The organism is Streptomyces sp. NPDC098101, assembly GCF_044760185.1.
Classification (GTDB): domain Bacteria; phylum Actinomycetota; class Actinomycetes; order Streptomycetales; family Streptomycetaceae; genus Streptomyces.
On record NZ_JBIWAS010000008.1, the window covers coordinates 222,339 to 235,446 of the forward strand.

A 13,108-nucleotide genomic window follows, 5' to 3' on the forward strand; every position below is an offset into this window, starting at 1 on the left:
GGTCGCACCGGGCCGTCGTGCGGCCCGGACCGCCGGTCAGTCGGCGGCGGTGGCGGGAACGGGGACCTCTGGGGTCGCACCGCTCCCGGGGTTCTCGACGGGGGGCCGCACGCGGAGCTCCGCGATGGCGGCCTCGAAGTCCTCCAGGCTGTCGAAGGCCTTGTAGACGGACGCGAAGCGCAGGTACGCGACGAGGTCGAGTTCCCGCAGGGGGCCGAGGATCGCCAGACCCACGTCGTGGGTGGTCAGCTCGGCGCTGCCGGTGGCGCGCACCGCCTCCTCGACCCGCTGGCCGAGCTTGGCGAGGGCGTCCTCGGTGACCGGCCGCCCCTGGCACGCCTTGCGCACGCCGGAGATGACCTTGGTACGGCTGAAGGGCTCGGTGACGCCGGAGCGCTTCACCACCATGAGCGAGCAGGTCTCCACCGTCGTGAAACGACGGGAGCAGTCGGGGCACTGGCGACGGCGTCGGATGGACGTCCCGTCGTCGGTGGTGCGACTGTCGACGACACGGCTGTCGGGGTGCCTGCAGAAGGGGCAGTGCATTGGTTCCAAGGCCTCCCTCATGGCACGGCTGACGAGCCTCGCGCGGCCCGTCAAGGCCCTGCGAAGCGACCACCAGCATAGGTGATGCGAGCACCCCCGGCGGACCGGGACCACTACCCCTGGGTGGCCGATGACATCCAACCACTAGATCTTGGGTTGCGGGCGCTTCCGGGCCCTCCGCGTGTCGCGGCGCGCCCACTCCCGGGATTCCGCCCCGCCGGGTGTGACACTGCGAGGGTTCGCCGAAGGGATCGCGGGCTGTCGCGGGCGATCGGAGGGCGAGGGGACCCAGCGCCGAAGGCTACCGGAAGGCCCCGTTCGGGACGGCGGCGCGGTACCCCGGACGGCGGTGCGCATACACCTCTCACTAGACAGGTGTAAGACAATCCGCGAATTTTCACTCGAACGTGTGTTTGGCGCAACCTTTCGAAAGCTACTACCGTTGTGCCAGCCAGGGAGACCATTCGAGAGGGGCCGACGACGTGACCACCACCGCAGACAGTGCCACCATCACCGCCCAGGACCGCTCCCAGGGCCGACTCGAGGCGGTGCACGCCATGAGTGACGTAAACATGACCGGCGAGGAGCCCGGGCGCCCCGCCCGCGCCCTTCCCGGACGACCTCCCGGCATCCGGGCCGACAGCTCCGGCCTCACCGACCGGCAGCGCCGGGTCATCGAGGTCATCCGCGACTCGGTCCAGCGGCGGGGCTACCCGCCGTCGATGCGCGAGATCGGGCAGGCGGTGGGCCTCTCCAGCACCTCCTCGGTGGCGCACCAGCTCATGGCGCTGGAGCGCAAGGGCTTCCTCCGCCGCGACCCGCACCGCCCCCGGGCCTACGAGGTGCGCGGCTCCGACCAGCCGAGCACCCAGCCCACGGACACCACCGGCAAGCCCGCCGCGTCGTACGTCCCGCTGGTCGGCCGGATCGCCGCCGGCGGCCCGATCCTGGCCGAGGAGTCCGTCGAGGACGTCTTCCCCCTCCCCCGGCAGCTGGTCGGCGACGGCGAGCTGTTCGTCCTGAAGGTCGTCGGCGACTCGATGATCGAGGCCGCCATCTGCGACGGCGACTGGGTCACCGTCCGCCGCCAGCCCGTCGCGGAGAACGGCGACATCGTCGCCGCGATGCTGGACGGCGAGGCCACGGTGAAGCGCTTCAAGCGCGAGGACGGCCACGTCTGGCTGCTCCCGCACAACGCCGCGTACCAGCCCATCCCCGGCGACGAGGCCACCATCCTCGGCAAGGTCGTGGCGGTGCTGCGACGGGTGTGACCGCACCCCGTCGGCTCTGACCGGGCCCCGGAACCCCTGCGCCGGTTCCGGGGCCCTGCCGTGTCCGGGCCCGGTCGCTCCCGGGCCCGGTTCTCAGACGCTCGCCGCCTTCGAGGCCGCGTCGATGGCCGCGAGCGACTTCCGCACCTGGTTGCGGTCGGTGGTGTACCAGAAGTCGGGCAGCGAGGCCTTGAGGTAGCTGCCGTAGCGGGCCGTGGCGAGCCGGGGGTCCAGGACCGCCACGACGCCCCGGTCGCCGGTGGCCCGCACGAGACGGCCCGCGCCCTGGGCCATCAGCAGGGCCGCGTGGGTCGCCGCGACCGCCATGAAGCCGTTGCCCCCGGCCTCCTCGACGGCCTTCTGCCGGGCGCTCATCAGCGGGTCGTCCGGGCGCGGGAACGGGATCTTGTCCATGACGACCAGCTGGCAGCTGGGACCCGGGACGTCCACGCCCTGCCAGAGCGAGAGCGTGCCGAAGAGACAGGTCCGCGGGTCGGCGGCGAAGTTCTTGATCAGCTCGCCCAGGGTGTCCTCGCCCTGGAGCAGGATCGGCAGCTCGGGGACCCGGGTCCGCAGTTCCTCCGCCGCCTGCTGCGCCGCGCGCATGGAGGAGAAGAGGCCCAGGGTCCGTCCGCCGGCCGCCTGCATCAGCTCGGTGAGCTCGTCGAGCATGTCGCCCCGGTCCCCGTCGCGCGCGGGGCGCGAGAGGTGCTTGGCGACGTACAGGATGCCCTGCTTGGGGTAGTCGAACGGGGAGCCGACGTCGAGGCCCTTCCAGACCGGCAGGTCGTCCCCGGTGGTGCCCTCGGGGGCCAGGCCGAGCGAGGCGCCGACCCCGTTGAAGTCGCCGCCCAGCTTGAGGGTGGCCGAGGCGAGCACCACGGACCGCTCGGTGAACAGCTTCTCCCGGAGCAGACCGGAGACGCTGAGCGGCGCGACCCGCAACGAGGCGCCACTGTGTCGATATGCGGCTCCGCCGCGGGGCTCATGGCGCTCGTACCAGACGACGTCGTACTCGGACCCCTGCGTGATCCGCTCCGCGACGCCGTGGACGGTCTCCACCGAGGCCATGGCCTGCTTGCGCACGGCGTCCTCGTCCTGCACGGACCGGTCGCGGGTCGAGCCCAGGGCCGTGATCACGGCGCGGGCCGCGTCCCGCAGCGCCATCAGGGCGTACGCGAGGTCCTCCGGGATCTCCTCCAGACGGCCCGGCAGCGCCAGCTCCATGACCCGCTCGAAGCCCTCGGCGGCGGTCTGCAGCTGGTCGGCGACCTTCTCGTCCACGAGCTTCGCGGCCCGCCGCACCGCGCGGTTGACCTGGCCGGGGGTGAGCTCCCCGGTGGCGACGCCGGTCACGCGGGAGACCAGCTCGTGGGCCTCGTCGACGATCAGCACCTCGTGCTGCGGGAGCACCGGGGCGCCCTCGATGGCGTCGATGGCGAGCAGGGCGTGGTTGGTGACGACGACGTCCGCGAGCTTGGCGCGCTCGCGGGCCGCCTCCGCGAAGCACTCCGCCCCGTAGGCGCACTTGCTCGCGCCGAGGCACTCCCGGGAGGAGACCGAGACCTGGGACCAGGCCCGGTCGGAGACGCCCGGCGTCAGGTCGTCCCGGTCGCCGGTCTCCGTCTCGTCCGACCAGTCCCGCAGACGGATGAGGTCCTGGCCCAGCTTGCTGCTGGGCGCGGCCGCCTCGAAGGGGTCGAAGAGCCCCTCCTCCTCGTCCTGCGGCACCCCTTCGTGGAGCCGGTGCAGGCAGAGGTAGTTCGACCGGCCCTTGAGCATGGCGAACTGGGCGCGGCGGCGCAGCTGCGGGTGCAGCGCGTCGACCGTCCGGGGGAGGTCGCGCTCGACGAGCTGGCGCTGCAGCGCCAGGGTGGCCGTGGCCACCACCACCCGCTCCCCCTGGGCCAGCGCCGGCACGAGGTAGCCGAGCGACTTTCCGGTGCCGGTGCCGGCCTGGACGAGGAGGTGGGAGCTGTCGTCGATGGCCTCGGCCACGGCCTCGGCCATGGTGACCTGGCCGGGTCGCTCCGTGCCGCCGACGGCGGCGACGGCGGCGTGGAGGAGGTCGGGGAGGGATGGCTTCGTCATAGCCCTCCCACCCTAAGGGGAGGTGCTGACAGCCCGGTCACGCGAGTGGGTTCGGGACGGTTCCGTGGACGGCCGCGTGGGGGCGCTCGGACCGGTCCCGGTAGCCGTCCAGGTGCAGACGGTTGCGGTTGAGGCAGAGCCGTTCGATGCGGGGGGTGAGGAGGTCGAAGAGCTCGAAGCGCTCCTTCAGCTCGGGGAAGCGCGCCTGGTGGCGCAGGACCTCGGCGCGGACGAGGGCCCAGAAGTCCTCCTCGGGCACTCCGAGTTGCTCCTCGCAGAGCGGCGCCAGGTAGCGGAAGACGCCGACGAAGAGCCCCGAGTGGATGAACTGGGTCAGGAAACCGGGCTCCTCCGTCAACAGGACGTCGCGGACGTCGTCCGGAAGGGTGGCGTGTTCGGGAAGCGGGTGGGCACTGATGTTCACATCGTCGACGAAGTCCTTGATCGCCAGGCGGACGGGGACGTCGTCGGCGTCGTAGACGACGATCGCGTTCTCGCCGTGGGGCGAGAAGACGGTGCCGTAGCGGTAGAGGAAGTGCAGCAGCGGAGGGAGCAGAGCGGTGAAGAGGTGCTGGAGCCAGACGGCGGGGGCTAGCCCCGAGCGCTCGACGAGTTCGGCGACGAACGCACGGCCGGCCGGGTCCGTGTGGAGGAGGGCGGCGAGGGTGCGGGCTCGCTCGCCCGGCGGCAGCCTCAGGGGCTCGCGCCAGATCGCGCCGAGCAGTTCCTTGTACTGGTAGGGGACTTCGGGCAGCCGGTCGTACAGCGGGTGCTCGACGGTGACGGAGGCGACCTCCCCGAGCAGGATCACGCGGCACTCGTCCCGGAGGAACGGATCGGCGTCGCGCAGTCCGTGGACCCAGGAGGTCACGGCGGGGGCGGCGAGGGTGCGTTCGGTGGGCAGTCCGCGCCAGACGAGGGTGTTGAGCACGGAGAGGGGGAGCTTGACGGTGTGCCGGTCGGGGCGGCTGGTGTTGAGGAAGGTGCGGACGGACTGCTGCGGCAGGCGGAGGTCGCCGTCGGCGGGGAGGGGGACGACGTCCCCGGCGGCGACGGCCGGCGCGTAGAGGGGGAGCAGGATCTCGTCCCACTGCCAGGGGTGGACGGGGAGCAGGAGGTAGTCGTCGGGCGCGTGGCCGCGGGCGGTGAGGGCGGCGCGGAAGGCGGCGCGGACCTCGGGGTCGAGTTCCCGGGTGTAGAGGAGGTCGGGATTCTCCAGGCCGGGGACGCCCCGGTAGGCGGCGAGGCGGGTACTGACGGCGATCCACGGCAGCCGGGCGGGGCGGCGCGCCTCGGGGGCCCAGCGGGCGGCGTCGGAGGCGGAGAAGCCGATGCGTCCCTTGTTGAGGACGAGCCAGGGGTGGCCGGTCTGGTGGCCTTCGAGTTCGGCGTAGGAGAGCTCGGCCAGCTCGTGCGCGGGGAGGGCCGTGTGGTCGAGGCGGGTGTCGGCGGCGAGGGTGGCGGAGAGTTCGCGGATGAGGTGGCCGAGGGTGGCGCCGTCGAGCCGGAGGAGGCCGCGGGCACGGACCAGGAAGTCGAAGGGATCGGTCAGGGGCCGGCCCTCGTGGGTGATCGAGTCGGCGGCGACGCGCCAGCCGTCGTAGGCGCCGCGGCGGGCGCGGAAGCTGAGCGTGGTGCCGTCGTCGAGGCGCAGCGTGTGACGGTCGGGGGCGCTGTCCTCGTCCACGGCGGGGACGGGTTCGAGGACCTCCTCGTACGCGAACTCGGCGAGGAGCTTGGCGAGGAGGCGGGAGGAGGCGCGGGCCCAGGCGGCGGCGTTCAGCTCGGGGGGCGCGAGCAGTTCGGGCACGGGGGGCTCGGATGCGGGGCGTTCGGGTGCGGGTGCGGGGGCCTGGGCCGGGATCGGGGCCGGGACGGGAGGGACGGGTCGTACGGAGTCGTGGGGTGCAGGGGACGTCGACACGAGGACTCCTCGGGGTGGGAACCGCTGTGGGACGAGCGGTGTACGCAAGGGAGGGGACGGGTTCAGAGGACGTGCCGCAGGGCGCGGTCACGGATCATGAGGGCGGCCTTCTTGTCGGGCAGGTCGACTTCCGCCGCGTAGCGGAAGCCGCCGCCGAGGAAGGCCGAGACGGAGGGGGTGTTGCGGAGGTCGGGTTCGGCGAGGACCCGGGTGCACCGGGGACGGTGGTCGAGGATCAGGTCGGCGACCGCCCGCAGGAGCGTGGTGCCGATGCCCCGGCCCCGGTCGGTGACGCCGCCGATGAGCAGGTGGACGCCCGTGTCGTGGGGGCGTGCCGGGTAGTGCCGGGCGAGCGGGTCGAGGTCGGCGCGGTAGACCTCGAAGTAGCTCATGGGCGTGCCGTCGAGCAGGCCGAGGCAGGGGACGCTCCGGCCGTCGCCCTCCAGTTGGGCGCGGAGGTGTTCGGCGGTCACGGTCTCGGGTCCGGCGAGTTCCCAGAAGGCGGAGACGGCGGGGTCGTTCATCCACCGGACGAGGAGCGGCAGGTCCCGTTCGAGCCGGACGGGGACGAGCCGGAAGGAGCCCGCCGGGGTGACGGCGGGGCTCCAGGAGGCGACGGAGTCGAGCAGGTCGCCGTCGAGGAGCTCCCGGTGCGGGAGGCCGCCCCGGAAGAGGACGCCGGAGGGGGCGCCGGGGGTAGGGGCAACGGGAGTGGGAGCGACAGGGGTGGGAGCGGGTGTGTCGGAAACGGAGGGGGTGGAGGTGGTGGGGGCATCGGGGGCGGCCGGGGGCTGGGGTGGTGCTCCCCGGGTGAGGAGGGCGACGAGGTCGTCGACCCTCAGGTCGAGGGTGTCGTCCCCCGGCGGGTCGACCGGGGGGCGGGTGGGTGACACGGTGTCGCTCTCCTCTCGGCGGTGCGGTCGGGCGTGGGGTCGTCGGCGGGTCAGGCGCGGAGGGGGTTGGTGACGGTGACGTAGACGGACTGGGTGTCGACCGGGCCGACGAGTTCGTCCAGGCCGTGCAGACGGGTGAGGAGGTTGGCCTTGCTGCGCAGGGTCGCGGCTTCCAGGAGCCGGTGCGGGAGGGGTGAGCCCAGGCCGGTGGCGGAGGTGAGGAAGCTGCGGAGGGCGGCGAGCAGGACGCGTTCGTCGGCGAGGTGCTGGGCGCCGAAGGCGCCGATCAGGCCGAGGACGTTGTTGATGCCGAGGTAGTAGGCGAAGCGTTCGTCGGTGACCTGGTCGGAGACGAAGGTGTCGCTGTGGGCGCCGATGCCGGGGAGGCGGCTCTCCAGCTCGCTCCGGTGGGACTCGCGGAAGTAGTAGCCCTGGTTGTCGCGGTAGCGGCCGCCGACCGGCCAGCCGTCCGGGTCCAGGAGCACCAGGGTGTTCTGCTGGTGGGCCTCCAGGGCGATGCCGGCGTGTCCGTCGAGCCAGAGGACGGGGCGGACGACCTGGTCGAGGTAGCGGAGGAACCACTCGGTGGCGACGGCTGCGGCGGGGCGGCCGGTGCGGGCGGCGAGCCGGCCGATGACGTCGGCGAGCCGGGAGCGCATGGCGGTGGCTCCGGGCCAGGGGCGGGGGGCGGTGAGGGCGGCGATGCAGACGGCGTCGTCGCCGGGGCCGAAGGGGTTGTGGCGGATCATCACGTCGAGGCCGGGGACGGGAGTGCCGTCCGGGGTGTCGACGGCCAGCCAGGCGGGGTCGCGGACGATGTCGAAGCCCGGGTGGGCGGCCTGCCACTCGTCGACGAGGCCGGTCCGGAGCAGCCGGTGGACCTCGACGCCCCGGTGGAGTTCCTTGCGGAGGTTCTCGCGGCGGGAGTTGGTGATGCGCAGGCCGAGGGAGAGCTTGAGCATGGCCGGGGCGCCGGGGCGGTGCACGGTGCGGATGGAGGAGGTGGGGTGCCAGGGGGTGCCGTGGGGTCCGAGGTCGTGGAGGAGGCCGCCGTCGAGGAGGGCGCGGACGTCGGGGCGGTGGCGGAGTTCGCGGGCCTGCCAGGGGTGGAGGGGCAGGGGCACGGTGCCGGTGGGGACCGCGAGCCCTTCCGCGAGGCCGAGGGCGAGCTGTTCGGCGGTGACGGGGCGGCCCTGTTCGGTCCAGGCGGAGTCGGAGGCCAGGAGGGAGCGGTCGACGGCGAACCAGTGGAGGGGGAAGGCGCCGTGCAACTCGGGTGAGTAGAGGCGGCTCTCGGCCTCGGTGAGGCCTTCGCGGCTCTTGGGGGTGGGGTGGAGCGGGTGGCCGAGCAGGAGGGACTGCTCGGCGGCGAGGAAGAGGTCGGCGTCCGGGTGCGGCTGGGGCCGGCGGCGGCGTTCGGTGATGAAGTCGGCGGTGCGGCGGGCGGAGTCGGCGACCCGGCCGACGAGTTCGGTGCCCTCGGGGCGGCCGGTCTCCCGGCTGAGGAGGGCGGCGACGGTGACCGCGTCGGCGGGCGGCGCCGAGGAGGGGAGCCCTTCGAGGACGGGGGCGCCGAAGCGGTGCCAGCCGGTGGGCGACCAGTAGTGGACGGGGACGAGGAGGGCGGTGCCGCTGGCGTCGAGGGGGACGCGCAGGGTGGTGGAGGCGGGGGCGGGGAGGTTCTTCTCCCGGACCCAGCAGCGCAGGAGGTTCTCGACCGCGGCCGTGTCGGCGGCGCGCGCCGCGTCGGGATCGTCCAGGGGGTCGGCGGTCCGGGAGGCCCGGGGGCCGTGCGGTCCGGCGTGCTGGTGCGGGACGGTGGGGTCCCCGGAACGGGGGCACTCGGCTCCGGGGGCGAAGGTCCCGGCCGCGAGGGGGTCGGCGGCGAGGAGGGGTGCGGTGGCGGGCGCCGGGGAGGTGGGCGTGGCGTTCACGGGCTTCCTTGGGGGGTGGGGCCGGGGGCGGTCCGGGGGCGGTGGGACGGCCCGGGGGCGGGCCTGGGGGCGGGGGCCCGGCGGGAGGGGGGCGGGTGGGGGATGCGGGCCCGTTCGGCGGCGGCGAGGGCGTCGGCGAAGCGGTCCAGGACGGCGGTGGCCTGCTCGTCGGTGAGGGTGAGCGGCGGCAGGAGCCGGACCACCGCGGAGTGGCGGCCGCCGAGTTCGACGATGAGTCCGCGGGCCAGACACTCCTGCTGGACGGCGAGGGCCAGGGCGGGGGCGGCGGGCGGGACCGTGTCGTCCGGTCCGGCCGCGTCGGGGTCGACGAGTTCGACGCCGATCATCAGGCCCCGGCCGCGGACGTCGCCGACGCACGGGTGGGCCGCGGCGAGGCCCCGGAGCTGTCCGAGGATGCGGGCGCCGAGGGTGCCGGCCCGTTCGGCCAGCTTGTTCTCGCGGACGTACGCGAGGGTGGCCGTGCCGGCGGCCATGGCGAGCTGGTTGCCGCGGAAGGTGCCGGCGTGGGCGCCGGGTTCCCAGGCGTCGAGCGCGGAGCGGTAGACGACGACGGCGAGGGGGAGGGAGCCGCCGATGGCCTTGGAGAGGACCATCACGTCGGGTACGACGCCGCTGTGCTCGACGGCCCAGAAGGCGCCGGTGCGGCCGACCCCGGTCTGGACCTCGTCGACGACGAGGGGGATGGAGCGGTCGGCGGTGATGCGACGCATCCGGCGCATCCAGTCGTCGGGGGCGGGGATGACGCCGCCCTCGCCCTGGACGGCCTCGACGATCATTCCGGCAGGGGTGGTGACGCCGCTCTTGGGGTCGTCGAGGAGGCTCTCGGTCCAGCGGGCGGAGAGTTCCGCGCCGTGTTCGCCGCCGACGCCGAAGGGGCAGCGGTAGGGGTGGGGGTAGGGCAGCCGGGTCACGCGGACGTCGCGGGCCCCGCCGGAGGCGGCGAGGGCTCCGGAGGTCATGCCGTGGTAGGCGCCGGTGAAGGCGAGGAGCCCGTCGCGGCCGGTGGCGGTGCGGACGAGGGTGAGGGCGGCCTCGACGGCGTCGGTGCCGGCCGGTCCGCAGAACTGGACGCGGGCGTCGTCGGCGAGGTCGCCGGGGAGGGTGGCGAACAGTTCGGTGGTGAAGGCGTCCTTGAGGGGGGTGGCGAGGTCGAGGACGTGGAGGGGGGCGCCCGAGTCGAGGACCTTCTTGACGGCTTCGAGGACCACGGGGTGGTTGTGGCCGAGCGCGAGCGTCCCGGCGCCGGAGAGGCAGTCGAGGTAGCGGCGGCCGTCGGCGCCCTCGATGGTCAGGCCCCGGGCCCGCACGGGCACGATCGGCAGGGAGCGGGCGTAGGTGCGGGCGGCGGACTCGCGCAGGGACTGGCGGCGCAGGATCCCCTCGTACCCGGTGCCCCGCACCGTCCGTCCCGACGGGGAGACCTGTCCCCCTTCGGCGCTTTCGGGCGGTTCGGGGCTTTCGCCCGCCCGGTTCGGCGCGCTCGCCTGGTTCGGCGCGTCCGCCCGGTTCGGCGCGTCCGCCGGGGCCGGCGGGGCGTGCGGCTCCGCCGGGACGGCCGGAGCTGATTCGGTCACGGCCACGGCTCGGTGTCCTCCCGCTGTAACAGTTGCGTTGCACATCGGGACATCGTGGAGCTGCCGCAAGGGCCCTCCCCGGCGCCTCCGTTGTGTCCCCCGTACGTACCAACGACGGGAACTCCCCGGGATCACGGGCCGGAGGCAAGTTCTTGGCGTGTCCCGGATCACGGCACGGCAACGGCCGAACGGTGCCCGGAACCACCGGCGGGGCGCGTACCGTCCCCTCCGTCACCGGCATAGTGGGGGCCGTCGGCCGCGATCCGCCGGGATCCGGCCACTGCTCACCGACGAGCAAGCCGTACAAGTTGACGTAGTCCCAGGGGGATCACGAGATGCGATCGATTCGTCCGCTGCTGACGGCGGCTGCCGCCGTCGCGGCGCTGACGCTCACCGTTACGTCCTGCGGGCCGAGCGAGGAGAACGCGGGAGACAAGCCCAGCGCGCCCGCGAGCCCGAACCCGGCCGAGAAGATCAAGATTCCGGAGGACCTGAAGGACCGCCTGAAGGAACACGGGATCGACCTCGACAAGTGGCGCGACGGCGAGTGGAAGAACTGGGACCGCGACAAGTGGCTGCGTGAGGCCAAGGACTTCGTCAACCCGATCATCGAGGACCTCTGGGACCCGGACCGGATGCGGGAGGCCGAGCGCCCCGACAAGCCGGTCGAGGAGGAGGACATCTCGGGCGACGAGGGCGTCACCGACCCGACTCCGGCCCCGGTGCGGGCGAAGCCCGTGGACGCGAAGTACCACGACAACGCCCCCGAGTCCGGCAAGGTCTTCTTCGACGGCCCCGAGGGCTCCATGGTCTGCTCGGCCACGGTCGTGAAGGACCCGGCGCACCCGGGCAGGTCCAACATGGTCTGGACGGCCGGCCACTGCGTGCACAAGGGCAAGAAGGGCGGCTGGTACCGCAACATCGCCTTCGTGCCCTCGTACAACGACGCGGCGCTGGCGACCTCCGACCTGGAGAAGGCGTCCCGCGAGCAGATCGCCCCGTACGGCGTGTGGTGGGCGGAGTGGGTCAAGACCTCCGACCAGTGGATCGCCGAGGGCGCGAACACCGGCGGCGCGGGCGCTCCCTACGACTTCGCCGTCATCAAGGTGACCCCGGAGAAGGGTTCCTCGGCCAAGTCCCTGGAGGAGACGGTCGGCTCGGCGCTTCCGGTGGAGTTCAACGCGCCCGCCGTGCCGAAGATCGCGAGCATGACGGCGACCGGCTACCCGGCGGCCGCGCCGTTCGACGGCCAGAAGATGTTCCAGTGCCAGGACAAGCCGGGCCGGCTGTCCCTGAAGGCGAACCAGCCGACGATGTACCGCATCGGCTGCACCATGACCGGCGGTTCGTCCGGCGGCGGCTGGGTGGCCAAGGGCGCCGACGGCAAGCCGGCGCTGGTGTCGAACACCTCGATCGGCCCGGCCTCGGCCGGCTGGCTCGCGGGTCCGCGCCTCGGCCCGGAGGCCAAGGGCATCTTCGACGAGGTCAGCAAGAAGTACGCCGGACAGTAGGACGGCGCGGAGGCGGGACCCCCGGGTCCCGCCTCCACCCATGTCCCACCCGTCCCGAGGGCCGCGCCGGATCGCGGCCGGCCCCGGGCCCGGGGCCACACCTCAGGGGGAAACCACCACATGCGCTCCGTACGACTCATACCCGCGGCCCTCGGCCTGGTGACGGCGCTCGCGCTGACCGCCACGGCCTGCGGCCCCACCGAGACCCCGGCGGCCGGCAAGCCGGCCGGCGGGACGAGCGGTTCCGCACCCGCCGACGCCGGGAACGGCGACGCGGGCCTCACCGGGGACCTCGCCGACAAGCTCAGGAAGCACGGCGTCGACCCGGACAAGTGGAGGGACGGCGAGTGGAAGAACTGGGACAGGGACGCCTGGCTCCGTGAGGCCGAGGACTTCGTCAACCCGGTGATCGAGGGGCTCTGGGACCCGGCGCGGATGCAGTCCGCGAAGAGCCCGGACCAGACGATCACGGCGCAGGCCGGCACCGGCGGCACCGACCCGACCCCCCGGCCCGTGCGGGCGCAGCGCGAGAAGACCCCGTACCACCGCAACGCGGCCCCGGTCGGCAAGATCTTCTTCGACGCGCCGCAGGGCCACATGGTCTGCTCCGGCACCATCGTGAAGGACCCCCGCCGGCCCGGGAAGTCGAACCTGGTCTGGACGGCCGGACACTGCGTCCACGCGGGCAAGAAGGGCGGCTGGTACCGCAACATCACCTTCGTGCCCGCCTACAACGACCTGGGCAAGTCCCCCGCCGCGCTGAGCAATGCGAAGCCGCACGAGGTGTACCCGTACGGCCAGTACTGGGCCGACTGGGCCGTGACCTCGAACGACTGGATCAGGTCCGGCGGCACCAACCAGGCCTGGCCGTACGACTACGCCGTGCTGCACGTGAAGCCGCAGCGGGGCGGCAAGTCCCTGGAGGAGACCGTCGGCGCCGCCCTGCCGGTGGACTTCTCCGCCCCGGCGCCCGCGCGGGCGGGGACGATCGGCGCCTGGGGCTACCCGCAGGCCACCCCGTACAACGGCGTGATCATGCACAAGTGCCTGGACCGGGCGACGCGGCTCACCACGGCGCCCGCGACCCCGGTGATGTACCGGATCGGCTGCACGATGACCGCCGGTTCGTCCGGCGGCGGCTGGTTCCGGGTGCTGCCGAACGGGAAGACGGCGCTCGTGTCGAACACCTCGATCGGCCCGGCCGGCAGCAACGGCTGGCTCGCCGGACCGCAGCTGGGCAGCGGCGCCAGGGCGGCCCACGAGATGGTCAGCAAGAAGTTCGCCGGCTGACCCGCACCGCACGGAGAACGGCCGAAGGCGCCGGTCCCCTCCCGGAAGGGAGG

Annotated in this window: 9 protein-coding genes; 3 read left to right on the plus strand and 6 right to left on the minus strand. The window is 73.5% G+C overall.

What is annotated here, in order from left to right; all coding sequences use genetic code 11:
* Positions 1-36: 36 nt before the first annotated feature.
* Positions 37-546 carry a transcriptional regulator NrdR gene (nrdR, locus tag ACIQVI_RS30010; protein WP_030220839.1) on the minus strand — a complete coding sequence of 170 codons (510 nt, stop codon included), beginning with the start codon at positions 544-546 and terminating at the stop codon, positions 37-39.
* A 482-nt stretch (positions 547-1,028) separates the two neighbouring features.
* On the opposite strand from nrdR, the gene lexA reads away from it, so the two are divergent.
* A complete protein-coding gene (gene lexA / locus ACIQVI_RS30015; protein WP_121830663.1) occupies positions 1,029-1,817 on the plus strand; it encodes a transcriptional repressor LexA in 789 nt (262 codons plus the stop codon).
* Between the two features lie 93 nt (positions 1,818-1,910).
* Here lexA and ACIQVI_RS30020 read toward each other — a convergent pair whose 3' ends face one another.
* The 5 genes from ACIQVI_RS30020 to ACIQVI_RS30040 form a co-directional block, all read right to left on the minus strand.
* Positions 1,911-3,908 (minus strand): ATP-dependent DNA helicase, encoded by a 1,998-nt coding sequence (locus ACIQVI_RS30020; RefSeq protein ID WP_351971475.1) that lies wholly within the window; start codon positions 3,906-3,908, stop codon positions 1,911-1,913.
* Positions 3,909-3,945: 37 nt separating this feature from the next.
* Positions 3,946-5,772, minus strand: coding sequence for an IucA/IucC family protein (locus tag ACIQVI_RS30025; RefSeq protein ID WP_403601645.1), 1,827 nt, complete (start codon positions 5,770-5,772; stop codon positions 3,946-3,948).
* Between the two features lie 122 nt (positions 5,773-5,894).
* Positions 5,895-6,725 (minus strand): GNAT family N-acetyltransferase, encoded by an 831-nt coding sequence (locus ACIQVI_RS30030; protein WP_403601530.1) that lies wholly within the window; start codon positions 6,723-6,725, stop codon positions 5,895-5,897.
* Between the two features lie 50 nt (positions 6,726-6,775).
* Positions 6,776-8,659, minus strand: coding sequence for an IucA/IucC family protein (locus tag ACIQVI_RS30035; protein WP_403601533.1), 1,884 nt, complete (start codon positions 8,657-8,659; stop codon positions 6,776-6,778).
* Entirely contained in the window at positions 8,656-10,080 is a 1,425-nt protein-coding gene (locus ACIQVI_RS30040) for a diaminobutyrate--2-oxoglutarate transaminase family protein (RefSeq protein ID WP_403601648.1), read from the minus strand. The genes ACIQVI_RS30035 and ACIQVI_RS30040 overlap by 4 nt, the downstream gene beginning before the upstream one ends.
* A gap of 509 nt (positions 10,081-10,589) precedes the next feature.
* On the opposite strand from ACIQVI_RS30040, the gene ACIQVI_RS30045 reads away from it, so the two are divergent.
* Both ACIQVI_RS30045 and ACIQVI_RS30050 read left to right on the plus strand, forming a co-directional pair.
* Complete coding sequence (locus ACIQVI_RS30045) at positions 10,590-11,765, plus strand: trypsin-like serine peptidase (RefSeq protein WP_403601536.1); 1,176 nt, start codon at positions 10,590-10,592, stop codon at positions 11,763-11,765.
* A gap of 120 nt (positions 11,766-11,885) precedes the next feature.
* Positions 11,886-13,055, plus strand: a complete 1,170-nt coding sequence (locus tag ACIQVI_RS30050; protein ID WP_403601539.1) for a trypsin-like serine peptidase — start codon at positions 11,886-11,888, stop codon at positions 13,053-13,055.
* Positions 13,056-13,108 lie beyond the last annotated feature (53 nt).